We start from the raw sequence: 11,577 nt of genomic DNA, 5'->3' as shown, positions 1-11,577 counted from the left end.
TAGCTTCTCCGTCCACACCGCCGCCGTGCGCGCGCCACCGCAGCTTCCCCGCTGCCGCGCCCGGCCACGACGATCGCGGCGGCCGCGCTGCCCGGCCGCCTCCGAGCAGCGGCGATTCCCCGACCCACGGCCGGCGGGCCGACGCGTCGAACGACGCCCCTGCCCCGGCGCGTCCCGCCGCCGGCGGGCACGACGTACCCCACCCACGAAACGGAGACCCACCGTGTCCTTCACACCCGCTCTCACCTTCGCGTTCGAGATCCGCGCCCAGGTCGCCGAGACACTCCACATCGGTCACGGCGACGGAGAGGTCACCGAATTCACCCCCATCGTCGGAGGCAGCGTGGAAGGTCCGCTGCTGCGCGGAAAGGTGCTGGCGGGCGGCGGCGACTGGAGCAGCACCCGGGGCGAGGTGTGCGAGCTGGACGCGCGCTACCTGATCCAGGCCGACGACGGTGCGGTGATCGACATCGTCAACCGGGGCTACTACCGGCCCAAGTCCGACTGCCCGGACCAGTACGACGGCGACCTGCAGGTCTCGGAGGCCGGGCACTACTACCGGACCTCCCCCACCTTCCGGACGGACGCGCCCGCTCACCGGTGGCTCGCCGAGACGGTCTTCGTGGGGCTCGCCCGCCCCGAGGGGGAGGACGTCGTCGCCATTCGCATGTACGCGCTCCAGTAGGACGGCGCCGCCGGTGGCCGGTGGGACATCCACCGCGCCACCGGCGGCACCGGCCACCGGCAGGCGCCGCCCGCGTCAGGACAGCGCGCGGTAGGCACGGTTCAGGCAGTCGCGGAACCGGGCGCTCTCCTCCTCGTCGAAGTCCAGGACCATACGCTCCTCGAGCCGCCGTGCCGGCTCGGCGTACTCGGCCAGCAGCCGGCGGCCGGCATCGGCGAGCAGGACGACCTTCTCGCGCCGGTTGCGGGGGTGGGGCTCGCGGCGGATCAGGCCACGGTTCTCCAGCGTGCGGACCATGTCGGCCATGGACTGGGCCGTGACGAAGGAGTCCCGGGCGAGCTGCGCGGCGGACAGGCCGTCGTGCCGTTCCAGGACGGTGAGGGCCGTGTACTGCAGTGCCGTGATGCCGGCGGGCTTGAGCAGCTCCTCAAGGCGTGCGCGTACGGCCAGCTCCGTCCGCTTGACCAGATAGAGCAGTGAAGGGCCGCCCGCGCTCGCCCCTCCCCCCGTCCCGGACTCCGCCACTGCCTCCACGTTCACGCCTCCACGTACTGCCGACCAGCCCTCGATGACGCGCCCACCCTAGGCCATTGACAGGAATCCTGAGTATCGAGCACACTCCAAACCATCAGGATTCCTGTCGATCGCTGGGTGGCCGGCTGCCCCGCGCCGCTGCACGACCGGGCCTTCCCCCGAGACACCACCAGAGAGGTGCACACCATGGATCTGCACGGCAAAGTCGCGGTCGTGACCGGAAGCGGACGGGGGCTCGGGCTCGGTTACGCCCGCGCGCTGGCCGCCGCCGGAGCCTCGGTCGTCGTCAACGACGTCGACCGCGACTCGGTCGACGACGCGGTCGCCGCCATCACCGCCGAGGGCGGCAAGGCCACCGGTGTCGTGGCCGCGGTCGGCGACACCGCGGCGGCCGAGCAGCTGGTGGACACGGCGGTACGGGAGTTCGGACGCCTGGACGTGCTCGTCACCAACGCCGGCATCCTCCGCGACCGCGTGCTGTGGAAGATGACGGACGAGGACTTCGACGCCGTGATCAAGGTGCACCTGCGCGGCACCTTCACCTGCGCCCGGGCGGCCGCGGTCCGGATGCGGGAGCAGGGGACCGGTGGCCGGATCGTCCTCATATCGTCGCCGGCCGGGCAGCGGGGCAACTTCGGCCAGACCAACTACGCCGCCGCCAAGGCCGGCATCGTCGCCATGGCGCGTACCTGGGCCATGGAACTGGCCAAGGCCGGCATCACCGTCAACGCCGTCGTGCCGGTCGCGGCCACCGAGATGACCAAGACCATCCCGGCCTTCGCGCCGGTCATCGCCGAGGCCGAGCGCACCGGCGCGCCGCTGCCGGACTGGCTGCGCAAGGACGAAGGCCTGGGCACGGTCGAGGACGTCGCCGCGCTGATCACCTTCCTGGCCTCCGACGCCGCCAAGGACGTCACCGGACAGGCCATCGGCATCGGCGGCGACCGGCTGGCCCTGTGGGCGCACCCCAAGGAGAAGGCGGTGGCCTTCGCCGACGGCGGCTGGAGCGCCGGCGCGATCGCGGCGCAGTGGTACGACGGCGTCGGCGCCGAGCCGGAGACCTACGGCATCCCGGCGCCCAAGGCACCGGAGGCCTGAGATGAGCGACCTCGCGCTCGACCTCACGCACCTGACCGCCATCGACATGCACACCCATGCGGAGGTCTCCAAGGACGGCCACGGGTCCTTGAGCCCAGAGCTGTTCGGCGCCTCCGAGGAGTACTTCAAGTCCCACGGCCACCGGCAGCCCACCATCGAGGAGATGGCCGCCCACTACCGCGAACGCCGCATGGCCGCCGTGGTGTTCACCGTGGACGCCGAACACGCCACCGGTCACCCGCGCATCTCCAACGAGGAGATCGCCGAGAGCTGCGCCGCCCACCCCGACGTCCTCATCCCCTTCGCCAGCATCGACCCCCACAAGGGCCGGGCGGGAGTGCGCGAGGCCCGCCGCCTGGTGGAGGAGTACGGCGTACGCGGCTTCAAGTTCCACCCCAGCATCCAGGCCTTCTCGCCCGACGACCGGCTCGCCTACCCGCTGTACGAAGCCATCGAGGAGCTCGGCGTACCCGCGCTGTTCCACACCGGCCAGACCGGCATCGGAGCGGGCGTCCCCGGTGGCGGTGGCATCCGGCTGAAGTACTCCAACCCCATGCTGATCGACGACGTCGCCGTGGACTTCCCGCAGCTGCGGATCATCCTGGCCCACCCGTCCTTCCCGTGGCAGGACGAGGCGCTGGCCGTCGCCACCCACAAGCCGTACGTGTACATCGACCTGTCCGGCTGGTCGCCGAAGTACTTCCCGCCGCAGCTGGTGCGGTATGCCAACTCCCTGCTTCAGGACAAGGTCCTCTTCGGCTCCGACTACCCCGTCATCACCCCCGACCGGTGGCTCGCCGACTTCGAGAAGCTCGACATCAAGCCGGAGGTCCGGCCGAAGATCCTGAAGGAAAACGCCGCCCGCCTTCTCGGCCTCCTCAAGGACTGAAAGGGGTCGCCGTGTTGAACCAAGGCATCGGTTCCTGGCCGGCCCGCCGGGCCCGCAAGACCCCGGACCGGATCGCCGTCGTCCACGAGGGCCGTACGTGGACGTACCGGGAGCTGCACCAGCGGGTGCTGCGCCTGGCACACGCCCTGCGCGCCCTGGGTACGGGCCAGGGCGACCGGGTCGCGTACCTGGGCCCCAACCACCCGGCCTTCCTCGAAACGCTGTTCGCGGCCGGTGTGCTCGGGGCGGTCTTCGTCCCGCTCAACACCCGGCTGGCCGCGCCGGAGCTGGCGTACAACCTCTCCGACTCGGGCAGCGCCGTCCTGGTCCATGCCCAGGAGTCGTCCGAGGTCGCGGCCGCGGCCGCCGCGGAGGCGGGCGTGCGCCACCGCGTCGCCCTCGGGGATCCGGGGACCGGTGTCCTCGGCTACGAGGAACTGCTCGCCGACGGTGGGACGGAGCCGCTGGACGAGGCCGTCGCCCCGGACGACCCATGCATGATCATGTACACCTCCGGGACCACCGGCCGTCCCAAGGGCGCCGTCCTCTCCCATGCCAACATCGTCTGGAACAGCGTCAACGTCCTGGTCGACATCGACCTGGCCGGTGACGAGGTCACCCTGGTCGTCGCCCCGCTGTTCCACACCGCCGGGCTCAACATGACCTGCCTGCCGACGCTCCTCAAGGGCGGGCGCGTGGTGCTGCTCGGCGCGTTCGACGCCGACCGCGTCCTGGGGCTCATCGAAGCCGAGCGCGTGACGTACATGTTCGGCGTTCCCACCATGTACGACGCCATGGCCGCCAGGCCCCGGTGGGCGGACACCGACCTGTCCAGCCTCCGCACCCTCAACTGCGGCGGCGCACCGGTCCCGGCGCGCACCATCGCCACGTACCTGGCGCGCGGCCTGGCCTTCAGCCAGGGCTACGGCATGACCGAGGCCTCCCCCGGGGTCCTCTACCTGGACCGCGAGCACACCTCGGCCAAGGCGGGCTCCGCGGGCGTGCCGCACTTCTTCACCGACACCCGTGTGGTGCTGCCCGACGGCCGTGCCGCCGCACCGGGCGAGAGCGGCGAGATCCTCGTCTCCGGCCCCAACGTCATGCCGGGCTACTGGGGCCGGCCGGACGACACCGCTGACGCCTTCACCGACGACGGCTGGCTGCGCACCGGCGACGTCGCCAGGACGGACGCGGACGGGTACGCCTACATCGTCGACCGGGTCAAGGACATGTTCGTCTCGGGCGGGGAGAACGTCTACCCGGCCGAGGTCGAGGACGTGATCCTGAGCCACCCCGCCGTCGGCGAATGCGCGGTCATCGGTGTGGCCGACGAGGTCTGGGGCGAAGTGGGCCGCGCGGTCGTGGTCCTGAAGCCCGGATTCCGCGCCGCCGACGCACCCGACGTCCTCGGCCACCTGCACGGCAGGCTCGCCAAGTACAAGATCCCGAAGTCGGTCGTCTTCGCCGACGCCCTTCCCCGTACGGCCTCCGGAAAGATCGTCAAACCCGCCCTGCGCGCCACCTACGCCGACGGTCCCACCGACCCGGCCCACCCCTGAAAGGAACCCCATGCCCACCACAGCCCATGGCCTCGACCAGCTCACGTCCCTGAGCGGAGCCGACCTCGGCCGCACCGCCTGGCGGGAGATCACCCAGGACCGGGTGAACACCTTCGCCGACGCCACCGATGACCACCAGTGGATCCACACCGACCCGGAGAAGGCCAAGGAAGGCCCCTTCGGCGGACCCATCGCCCACGGCTACCTGACCCTGTCGCTGATCATCCCGCTCTTCAACGAGCTGCTGCGGATCACGGGTATCTCCATGAGCGTCAACTACGGGCTGGACAAGGTCCGCTTCCCCAGCCCCGTCCCGGTCGGCGCCAAGGTGCGCCTGCACGGCGCCGTCGGTGCGGTGGAGGAGGTCAAGGGCAACGGCGTACAGATGCCGCTGACCTTCACGGTGGAGGTCGAGGGCAGCGACAAGCCCGCCTGCGTGGCCCAGGCGGTCTATCGCCACTACGCCTGACGCCTCGTCGGCTTCCCCTACGCGGACGGCTCGTCCGGGTGGGCCTCGGTCTTCAGCGACCACGAGCTGCCCGGACACCCGAACGGCAGTGGCGGGAAGCGATGACCCTTCACATCCGTGCTCCAGTGGTGCCCCGCGCCGCAGTCGCACTCGTAGATCCCGCTGGCCGGAACGATCTCACCGGGATGCCACCACGTCTTCTCCTCGCTCATGCCCCCTGTCTACGACGATGCTCCCCGCTCCGCGACCCGGGAGCATCGGTCGGCTGCCGCCGTGACCGACGCTCGGGCCTGACGCATGCCGCCCGTGCCGTAACGGATGGCGCTCCGGACGCATGCGGGTGGGGTGAGAAGGGCACGCGATCGTCATGGCCGGTGACACGGACGACGACAGGCTGGACCGGACCCCCGGGGCGAGCGGGCACCGGGCGGTACCGCACACGGCAGACGTACGCGTCGAGGCGTGGGGCGGGAGCCGTGAGCAGTGCCTGGTGGAGGCGGTGCTCGGGATGGTCGAGTGCTTCGCGGACGTCTCGGGGGTACGGGCGACCGCCGTACGGCAGGTGCAGGTGGCCGAGGGCAGCGACGACGACCTGCTGGCGGCGCTGCTGGACGAGGTCGTCTTCCGGCTGGAGGTGCACGGGGACGTGCCGGTGGACGTCGAGGTGGAGACGGTGGACGGCGGGCTGGACGTACGGATGGCGGTGACGGACGTACGGTCCGTGCCGATCACCGGCGCCGTGCCCAAGGCCGTGTCCTGGCACGAGCTGCACCTGGCCCCGGATCCGTACGGATGGTCGTGCGCGGTGACGGTCGACGTCTGAGGACCATGCGGGCAACCGCTAGCCCTTGACCACGCCGAGCGGGACCAGGCGGGCCACCTTGCGGCACAGCCCCGCGCCCTCGCTCGCCTCCACCACCGCGGTGACGTCCTTGTACGCCTCCGGGGTCTCCTCGGCCAGGCCCCGCCACGACACCGGGCGTACCGCGATGCCGTCCGCCTCCAGCCGGGCCCGCAGCTGCTTGCCGCCGATGGTGCGGGCCGCCTGGTGCCGGCTCATCACGCGGCCCGCTCCGTGGCAGGTGGAGTGGAAGGCGTCGCCGCCGGGGACGCCGGTGAGGACGTACGAGGCGGTGCCCATGGTGCCGGGGATGAGCACCGGCTGGCCCACGGCGCGCAGGTCCTCCGGCAGCTCGGGGTGGCCGGGCGGGAACGCCCGGGTGGCGCCCTTGCGGTGGACGCACAGCCGGCGCGGCCGGCCGTCCACCGGGTGGGTCTCGACCTTGGCGAGGTTGTGGGACACGTCGTACACGAGCGTGAGCCGGGCGTCGGCCTCGCGGCGGAAGACCCGGCGGGCCGCCTGGGCGAGCAGCTGGCGGTTGGCACGGCCGTAGTTGGCCGCCGCGGCCATCGCGCCCAGGTACGCGCGGCCCTCGGGCGAGTCGACCGGGGTGCAGGCCAGTTGCCGGTCCGGTACGCCGATCCCGTACCGGGCCATGGCCTTGTCCATCGCCCGGACGTGGTCCGAGCAGATCTGGTGCCCGAGCCCGCGCGACCCGCAGTGGATCATCACGCACACCTGGTCGGCGGCGAGCCCGAACGCGGCGGCCACGGCCTCGTCGTAGACCTCGGCGACCTGCTGGACCTCCAGGAAGTGGTTTCCCGAGCCGAGGCTGCCGACCTGGCCGAGCCCCCGCTCGCGCGCCCGCTCGTTCACCCGGTCCGCGTCCGCGTCGGCGACGGCCCCGCCGTCCTCGCAGCGCCGCAGGTCGCGTTCCTCGCCGTGGCCCTGCTCCACCGCGTACCGGGAACCTCCCTGGAGGACCCGTTCCAGCTCGCGGCTGCTCAGCCGCCAGACGCCGCCCGGTCCGGCGCCGCGCGGGGTCACCTGGCCGAGGCCGTCCATGAGCGGGTGCAGTACCGGCTCCAGCGCCCGCCGGTCGCAGTCGGCGGCCAGCAGCCGTACCCCGCAGGAGATGTCGAAGCCGACGCCGCCGGGTGAGACCACGCCGCCCTCGTCGATGGCGGTGGCCGCGACTCCCCCGATGGGGAAGCCGTAGCCCCAGTGGATGTCGGGCATGGCGTAGGAGGCGCTCACGATGCCCGGCAGCGTCGCCACGTTGACGACCTGCTCCAGCGACTTCTCCGCGTCCCGCAACAGCGCCCGGGATGCGAACACCACGCCCGGTACCCGCATGTCTCCGTGGCGGCCGATACGGAACCGGTAGGGGCGCTCTTCGACGTACTCCATCGCGGCCTCCTGAGGCGGCGTCGCTGTCCGCGTTTCCCGCACCGCCCGGCATAAACCGCCGTCTCACCCCGTCGGCGTGGCCGCCGGCGACAGGTAGCCGCGCAGGCCGGTGCGGTGCCCCAGGTCGGGGAGCCGGTGGACGCGCCACTGGCGGGCGTAGGGCGGGATGCCGCCCAGGTCGGAGACCAGGACCGCGACCGGTCGGTGCAGGCCCATGGCGGCGAGGCCCTGGGGCGTGATGCTGCCGTCGTGGCCCGAGGGCTGGCGCGAGGCGCACCCGGCGCGGAAGGCCACCCGGATCGCGTCCTCGCCGCTGACCACGCAGGGCGGGCGGACGCCCTGTGCGCGCAGCTCGGCGGCGACGCGGCCGAGGGTGACGCTGTCGCGGCGTACCCGGTCGGCCACGCCGTCGAGCACCCGGTACTGCACCGCCAGGTGCGCGACGGCCGCCACGGCGATCAGGGCGGCGGCCGTACGGCGCCTGGCCGCCCGGACCAGGCACTGGGCGACGGGCAGGGCCAGCAGGGCGTACGCGGGCAGCAGGAAGCGCGGGGCGGCGTACCCGACGGTGAAGAGGTAGGGCGCGGCGAGCACCAGGCCGGTCACGGCCGCCAGGACGACCGGGGCACGGTGGCGGGTACGGGCGGCTGCCCATACGCCGCCCGCCACGAGCAGGGGCAGCGCGAGGAACCAGACGGCCGCGAGCGGATGCCGCCAGGGCACGTCGCAGGGTCGGCACAGCGTCCGCCCGCCGAGGGCCCGGGCGTGGTCGTCGACGGCGAAGTACCAGCCCAGGTGGCCCTGGATCTCGCTGGCGCGCCGCAGTCTCGCGGGCAGGCCGCCGTAGTGCGCGTACGCCTCGACGACCCATGGGGCGCAGCCGAGTACCAGAGCGGCCGCGAGCACGGCCACCACCGCCAGGGGCCGGCGGCGGGCCGGCCGCATGAGCGGCGCCGCCACCGCGAGGGGCAGGGCCAGCCACACCGCGTCGGTCGGGCGCATCACGGCGGCGAGTGCCACGCCGGCGCCCAGGCCGGGCAGGGCCCACCGGTCACCGAGGTCCCGCGCGGCGCGCAGGAAGAACCCGACCGCGGCGAGCGCCCCGTAGGCGACCCACAGGTTCGGCATCGCCTGCGGGCCGTAGAACACCGTGACCCACAGGGTCGCGAACAGTGCCCCGCCGATCGCGAGCACCGGTACCGGCAGCAGCCGCCGCCACACCCACAGCGCGAGGAACAGGCCGCAGCCCGACAGCAGGGCCAGGTAGACGCGGAGCGCCTCCACGGACGGGGTCAGCGCCGCGACGGGCGCCACCAGGAAGCTGATGCCCCGCGCCCGGGGCGCGCTGAAGAACGCCGCCGGGGCCTGTGGGCCGACCTGGCTGACGTACACGGTCTCGTCCCAGCCGAGCCCGAGGCCGGGCACGACCAGGACGAGCTGCGCGACCGTGAAAGCGGCGGCGACGGCGGCCAGCCAGGGCAGCGGACGCGCGGCCGTTCCGGCGGCGGGCGGGTACCCGTCGCCCCGCGTCGTGAGCGGGGCGCCCTCCCGCGAGCCTGCGATCAACCGTGCTTCCTGCATGGCCGGGCCTCACTCGTCGTGTCCGGTGGCGGTACGACGGTGCTGGTCCCTCCCACCACCGTCCCCCACCACGCTGCGCGCCGACCGCGCCCCACGCACCGGGCAGGCGCGTCAGTCGGCCCAACGCCCGGGCCCCAACGAGTGACCGACCGGGCTCCCGGTGGGGCCGGAGCGGTCGCCGGTGCGGCGCTGTTCACCAGTGGCAGTGTGCGTTGCCGGATGAGCGCCCACGCCGAGGCGATGCGGGCGCTGGACGAGCTGGCCGACCGGCCGTCGTCGTAGGGCGGCGGGCCGTCGTGGCCATGTCCGGCTGTTCAGCCGCCTGCGGGGAGCAGGGGGTGTGCCGTGGTCGTGGAGGGGGCGGAGAGGGTGAAGGCCGTTTCCAGGCGGGTCGCCCGGAGGATCTTGTCCACGGCGGGGGAAGGCGCGTCGAGCAGTAGCCGGACGTCTTCGGCGGCGGCCTGTCCACGGGCCCAGAGCAGGACGCGCAGGCCGGAGCAGTCCAGGAAGGTGACGCCGGACAGGTCGAGGAGGACGGTGTGCGACCGGTCCAGCGCGGTACGCAGTCGGCTGCGCACCTCCTCGCCGGTGACGATGTCGAGTTCGCCGGACACGGTCAGGACGGTGTCGCCGCCGGGGTGTGTGGTGACGGAGGTGTGGAATGGGTCAGGCATCGCCGGATGCCCCCTTCCGTTGCCGGAAGCCGCGTGAAGCCGCGCGAAGCTGCCTGTACGCCCGTCGACCAATAGCAAAACCCCGTACCGGTCGCGCTGTCCACCGTCGGGACCTGGCTGGCTGGCGATACCACTGATGGCCGGCCTTGGCCCGAGCATCTGGGCCCGGTACGTATCGCGCCCGCACCCCACGGACGTGTGGACCGACGTGGAGCACCACGACCGGACCCTGACCGCGGCCTCCTCCTTGCTCCTACGCCACCGGTGACGCCAGTGCTCGCGCGGACACGGCGGGGGTGGTGCTGCCGGGCGGCGCCGGGGACTCGTTCGACGACGCGTTGAGGATCGCCGTCAGGAGCAGCCCCACAAGGGCGATGACCACCAGAACCAGCAGGGTCCTCCTGTGCCGGTTCCGCTCAGGAGTGAGCGGTTCGCTTCCCTGGCTCTCACGCCCTCGGTGCGCCTCCTGCCCCTCGGAGAACTGTTCGTTGAGCGTGTTCATGCGGGCGGCGAGCTCGGGGTCGTCGCTGGTGAGGCTGCGCTCTATCTGCGCGAGGATGCGCCCTTCCGACTCGTGTTCCATGACGCCACCTGCTTCACGGGAAGGATTCACGCGCGGGAGAAGCCACTCGTATACGTACGTATTCTCCCCCATCCCACGTGTCATCCGTACCGGTCATCCGTGCCGGCCCTTCTCCAGGCGGCGGGGAAGGGTGCCCGCGAGTCGCGCGAGGAGCGGTCCCGCGATGGCGAGGACGAAGACGTACGCGGTGACCAGTGGGGCGAGGTCGTCGTTCACCGTGCCGACCAGGCCGATGATGACGATGGAGAACTCGCCGCGCACGATGAGTACCGTCCCGGCGCGCAGCCGGCCCCGACGGCCCACCTGGTCGCGGGAGGCGGCGTACTGGCCGGTGAGGAGTTTGGTGGCAGCCGTGACCGCGGCCAGGGCCATGGCGGCCGGCAGGAGCGGCACCAGGTCGTCCGGGCGGACCGACAGCCCGATGGCCAGGAAGAAGATCGCGGAGAACAGGTCCCTCAAAGGGCTGAGCACCGCCCGGGCCCGGTCGGCGGTCTCGCCGGTGAGGGAGAGGCCGACGAGGAACGCGGCCACCGCCGCGGTGGCATGGATGAGTTCGGCGAGCGCGGCGACGATCAGAGTGAGGCCGAGTACCCGCAGCATGAGCTGCTCGGCGTCCGGGTGCGACAGCAGCCGGCCGAGGTGATGACCCCACCGGTAGGAGGCGGCGAAGGCCGCCAGCACCGCACCGACCGCCGCCAGGACCCCGAGCACGGCCTGCCACCAGGGGCCGCCGGACGCCAGGACGGCCAGCAGGGGCAGGTAGGCGGCCATGGCGAAGTCCTCCATGACCAGCACGGACAGGATCGCCGGGGTCTCTCGGTTGCCCAGTCGCCGCAGGTCGGCCAGGAGCCGGGCGACCATGCCGGAAGACGAGACGTACGTCGCGCCCGCGAGGGCCAGGATGCCGACACCGTCCAGGCCGAGAAGCCATCCGGCCACCGCGCCCGGCACCGCGTTCAGGACGAGGTCCACCAGGGCGGAGGGCACGTGCCGGCGCATGCTGACCGTGAACTCGGTGAGGGAGAACTGCAGCCCCAGGGTGAGCAGGAGCAGGACGACCCCGATGGCGGCCCCGGTCTCCACGAACTCGCCGGCGGCCGGGACGGGCGCGATCCCGCCCTCGCCCAGGGCGAGGCCCGCGAGCAGGTAGAGCGGGACCGGCGAGAACGTGAAGCGGCGCGCCACGGCACCCAGCACGCTGAGGGCGGTGAGGATGAGACCGAGCTCCAGCAGCAGCGTGACGGGGGTACGCAC

Annotated in this window: 14 protein-coding genes; 7 read left to right on the top strand and 7 right to left on the bottom strand. The window is 72.6% G+C overall.

Annotation, left to right across the window (positions count from 1 at the left end):
• Positions 1 to 223 precede the first annotated feature (223 nt).
• Positions 224 to 685 (top strand): DUF3237 domain-containing protein, encoded by a 462-nt coding sequence (locus BKD26_RS25855; RefSeq protein WP_084902634.1) that lies wholly within the window; start codon positions 224 to 226, stop codon positions 683 to 685.
• Between the two features lie 75 nt (positions 686 to 760).
• Here the strand turns inward: BKD26_RS25855 and BKD26_RS25850 are convergent, their stop codons facing one another.
• On the bottom strand, positions 761 to 1,219 hold the full coding sequence (locus BKD26_RS25850) for a MarR family transcriptional regulator (RefSeq protein ID WP_241518851.1): 459 nt from the start codon (positions 1,217 to 1,219) through the stop codon (positions 761 to 763).
• Positions 1,220 to 1,396: 177 nt separating this feature from the next.
• Here BKD26_RS25850 and BKD26_RS25845 point away from each other — a divergent pair, with 177 nt between their 5' ends.
• From BKD26_RS25845 to BKD26_RS25830, 4 genes are read left to right on the top strand one after another with little or no spacing between them, the layout of a single operon-like run.
• Positions 1,397 to 2,317 (top strand): SDR family NAD(P)-dependent oxidoreductase, encoded by a 921-nt coding sequence (locus BKD26_RS25845; protein ID WP_277622416.1) that lies wholly within the window; start codon positions 1,397 to 1,399, stop codon positions 2,315 to 2,317.
• A 1-nt stretch (position 2,318) separates the two neighbouring features.
• Positions 2,319 to 3,206, top strand: coding sequence for an amidohydrolase family protein (locus BKD26_RS25840; protein WP_084902631.1), 888 nt, complete (start codon positions 2,319 to 2,321; stop codon positions 3,204 to 3,206).
• 11 nt (positions 3,207 to 3,217) lie between these two features.
• Positions 3,218 to 4,765: a long-chain fatty acid--CoA ligase gene (locus BKD26_RS25835; protein ID WP_084902629.1), complete on the top strand. Its 1,548-nt coding sequence runs from the start codon at positions 3,218 to 3,220 to the stop codon at positions 4,763 to 4,765.
• 10 nt (positions 4,766 to 4,775) lie between these two features.
• Positions 4,776 to 5,234, top strand: a complete 459-nt coding sequence (locus BKD26_RS25830; protein ID WP_084902626.1) for a MaoC family dehydratase — start codon at positions 4,776 to 4,778, stop codon at positions 5,232 to 5,234.
• Positions 5,235 to 5,251: 17 nt separating this feature from the next.
• On the opposite strand, the gene BKD26_RS25825 is transcribed toward BKD26_RS25830, so the two are convergent.
• Positions 5,252 to 5,446 (bottom strand): hypothetical protein, encoded by a 195-nt coding sequence (locus BKD26_RS25825; RefSeq protein WP_073758831.1) that lies wholly within the window; start codon positions 5,444 to 5,446, stop codon positions 5,252 to 5,254.
• A 155-nt stretch (positions 5,447 to 5,601) separates the two neighbouring features.
• Between BKD26_RS25825 and BKD26_RS25820 the strand changes: the two genes are divergently transcribed.
• Positions 5,602 to 6,057 carry an archease gene (locus BKD26_RS25820; protein ID WP_084902624.1) on the top strand — a complete coding sequence of 152 codons (456 nt, stop codon included), beginning with the start codon at positions 5,602 to 5,604 and terminating at the stop codon, positions 6,055 to 6,057.
• A gap of 18 nt (positions 6,058 to 6,075) precedes the next feature.
• Here the strand turns inward: BKD26_RS25820 and BKD26_RS25815 are convergent, their stop codons facing one another.
• Together BKD26_RS25815 and BKD26_RS25810 are read right to left on the bottom strand one after the other, a co-directional pair.
• The gene (locus tag BKD26_RS25815; protein WP_084902621.1) at positions 6,076 to 7,485 is read right to left on the bottom strand and encodes an RtcB family protein; all 1,410 of its coding nucleotides are present in this window, start codon (positions 7,483 to 7,485) and stop codon (positions 6,076 to 6,078) included.
• A 63-nt stretch (positions 7,486 to 7,548) separates the two neighbouring features.
• Positions 7,549 to 9,066, bottom strand: a complete 1,518-nt coding sequence (locus BKD26_RS25810; RefSeq protein ID WP_084902619.1) for a hypothetical protein — start codon at positions 9,064 to 9,066, stop codon at positions 7,549 to 7,551.
• Between the two features lie 141 nt (positions 9,067 to 9,207).
• Between BKD26_RS25810 and BKD26_RS40500 the strand changes: the two genes are divergently transcribed.
• Positions 9,208 to 9,348: a hypothetical protein gene (locus BKD26_RS40500; RefSeq protein WP_179166697.1), complete on the top strand. Its 141-nt coding sequence runs from the start codon at positions 9,208 to 9,210 to the stop codon at positions 9,346 to 9,348.
• A gap of 32 nt (positions 9,349 to 9,380) precedes the next feature.
• Here BKD26_RS40500 and BKD26_RS25805 read toward each other — a convergent pair whose 3' ends face one another.
• The 3 genes from BKD26_RS25805 to BKD26_RS25795 form a co-directional block, all read right to left on the bottom strand.
• Positions 9,381 to 9,740, bottom strand: coding sequence for an STAS domain-containing protein (locus tag BKD26_RS25805; RefSeq protein WP_179166696.1), 360 nt, complete (start codon positions 9,738 to 9,740; stop codon positions 9,381 to 9,383).
• Between the two features lie 253 nt (positions 9,741 to 9,993).
• A complete protein-coding gene (locus tag BKD26_RS25800; protein WP_179166695.1) occupies positions 9,994 to 10,323 on the bottom strand; it encodes a DUF3040 domain-containing protein in 330 nt (109 codons plus the stop codon).
• A 93-nt stretch (positions 10,324 to 10,416) separates the two neighbouring features.
• Positions 10,417 to 11,577, bottom strand: a complete 1,161-nt coding sequence (locus BKD26_RS25795; RefSeq protein ID WP_084902609.1) for a cation:proton antiporter — start codon at positions 11,575 to 11,577, stop codon at positions 10,417 to 10,419.

It is taken from the genome of Streptomyces sp. CB03238, assembly GCF_002099185.1.
Lineage (GTDB): Bacteria > Actinomycetota > Actinomycetes > Streptomycetales > Streptomycetaceae > Streptomyces.
This window is presented reverse-complemented; position numbering and strand designations above follow the sequence as displayed.

Coding starts and splice junctions, on each gene's coding strand:
- BKD26_RS25840 (WP_084902631.1), top strand. CDS start 2,319: ATGAGCGACCTCGCGCTCGACCTCACGCACCTGACCGCCATCGACATG.
- BKD26_RS25830 (WP_084902626.1), top strand. CDS start 4,776: ATGCCCACCACAGCCCATGGCCTCGACCAGCTCACGTCCCTGAGCGGA.
- BKD26_RS25825 (WP_073758831.1), bottom strand. CDS start 5,446: ATGAGCGAGGAGAAGACGTGGTGGCATCCCGGTGAGATCGTTCCGGCC.
- BKD26_RS25820 (WP_084902624.1), top strand. CDS start 5,602: ATGGCCGGTGACACGGACGACGACAGGCTGGACCGGACCCCCGGGGCG.
- BKD26_RS25815 (WP_084902621.1), bottom strand. CDS start 7,485: ATGGAGTACGTCGAAGAGCGCCCCTACCGGTTCCGTATCGGCCGCCAC.
- BKD26_RS25810 (WP_084902619.1), bottom strand. CDS start 9,066: ATGCAGGAAGCACGGTTGATCGCAGGCTCGCGGGAGGGCGCCCCGCTC.
- BKD26_RS25805 (WP_179166696.1), bottom strand. CDS start 9,740: ATGCCTGACCCATTCCACACCTCCGTCACCACACACCCCGGCGGCGAC.
- BKD26_RS25800 (WP_179166695.1), bottom strand. CDS start 10,323: ATGGAACACGAGTCGGAAGGGCGCATCCTCGCGCAGATAGAGCGCAGC.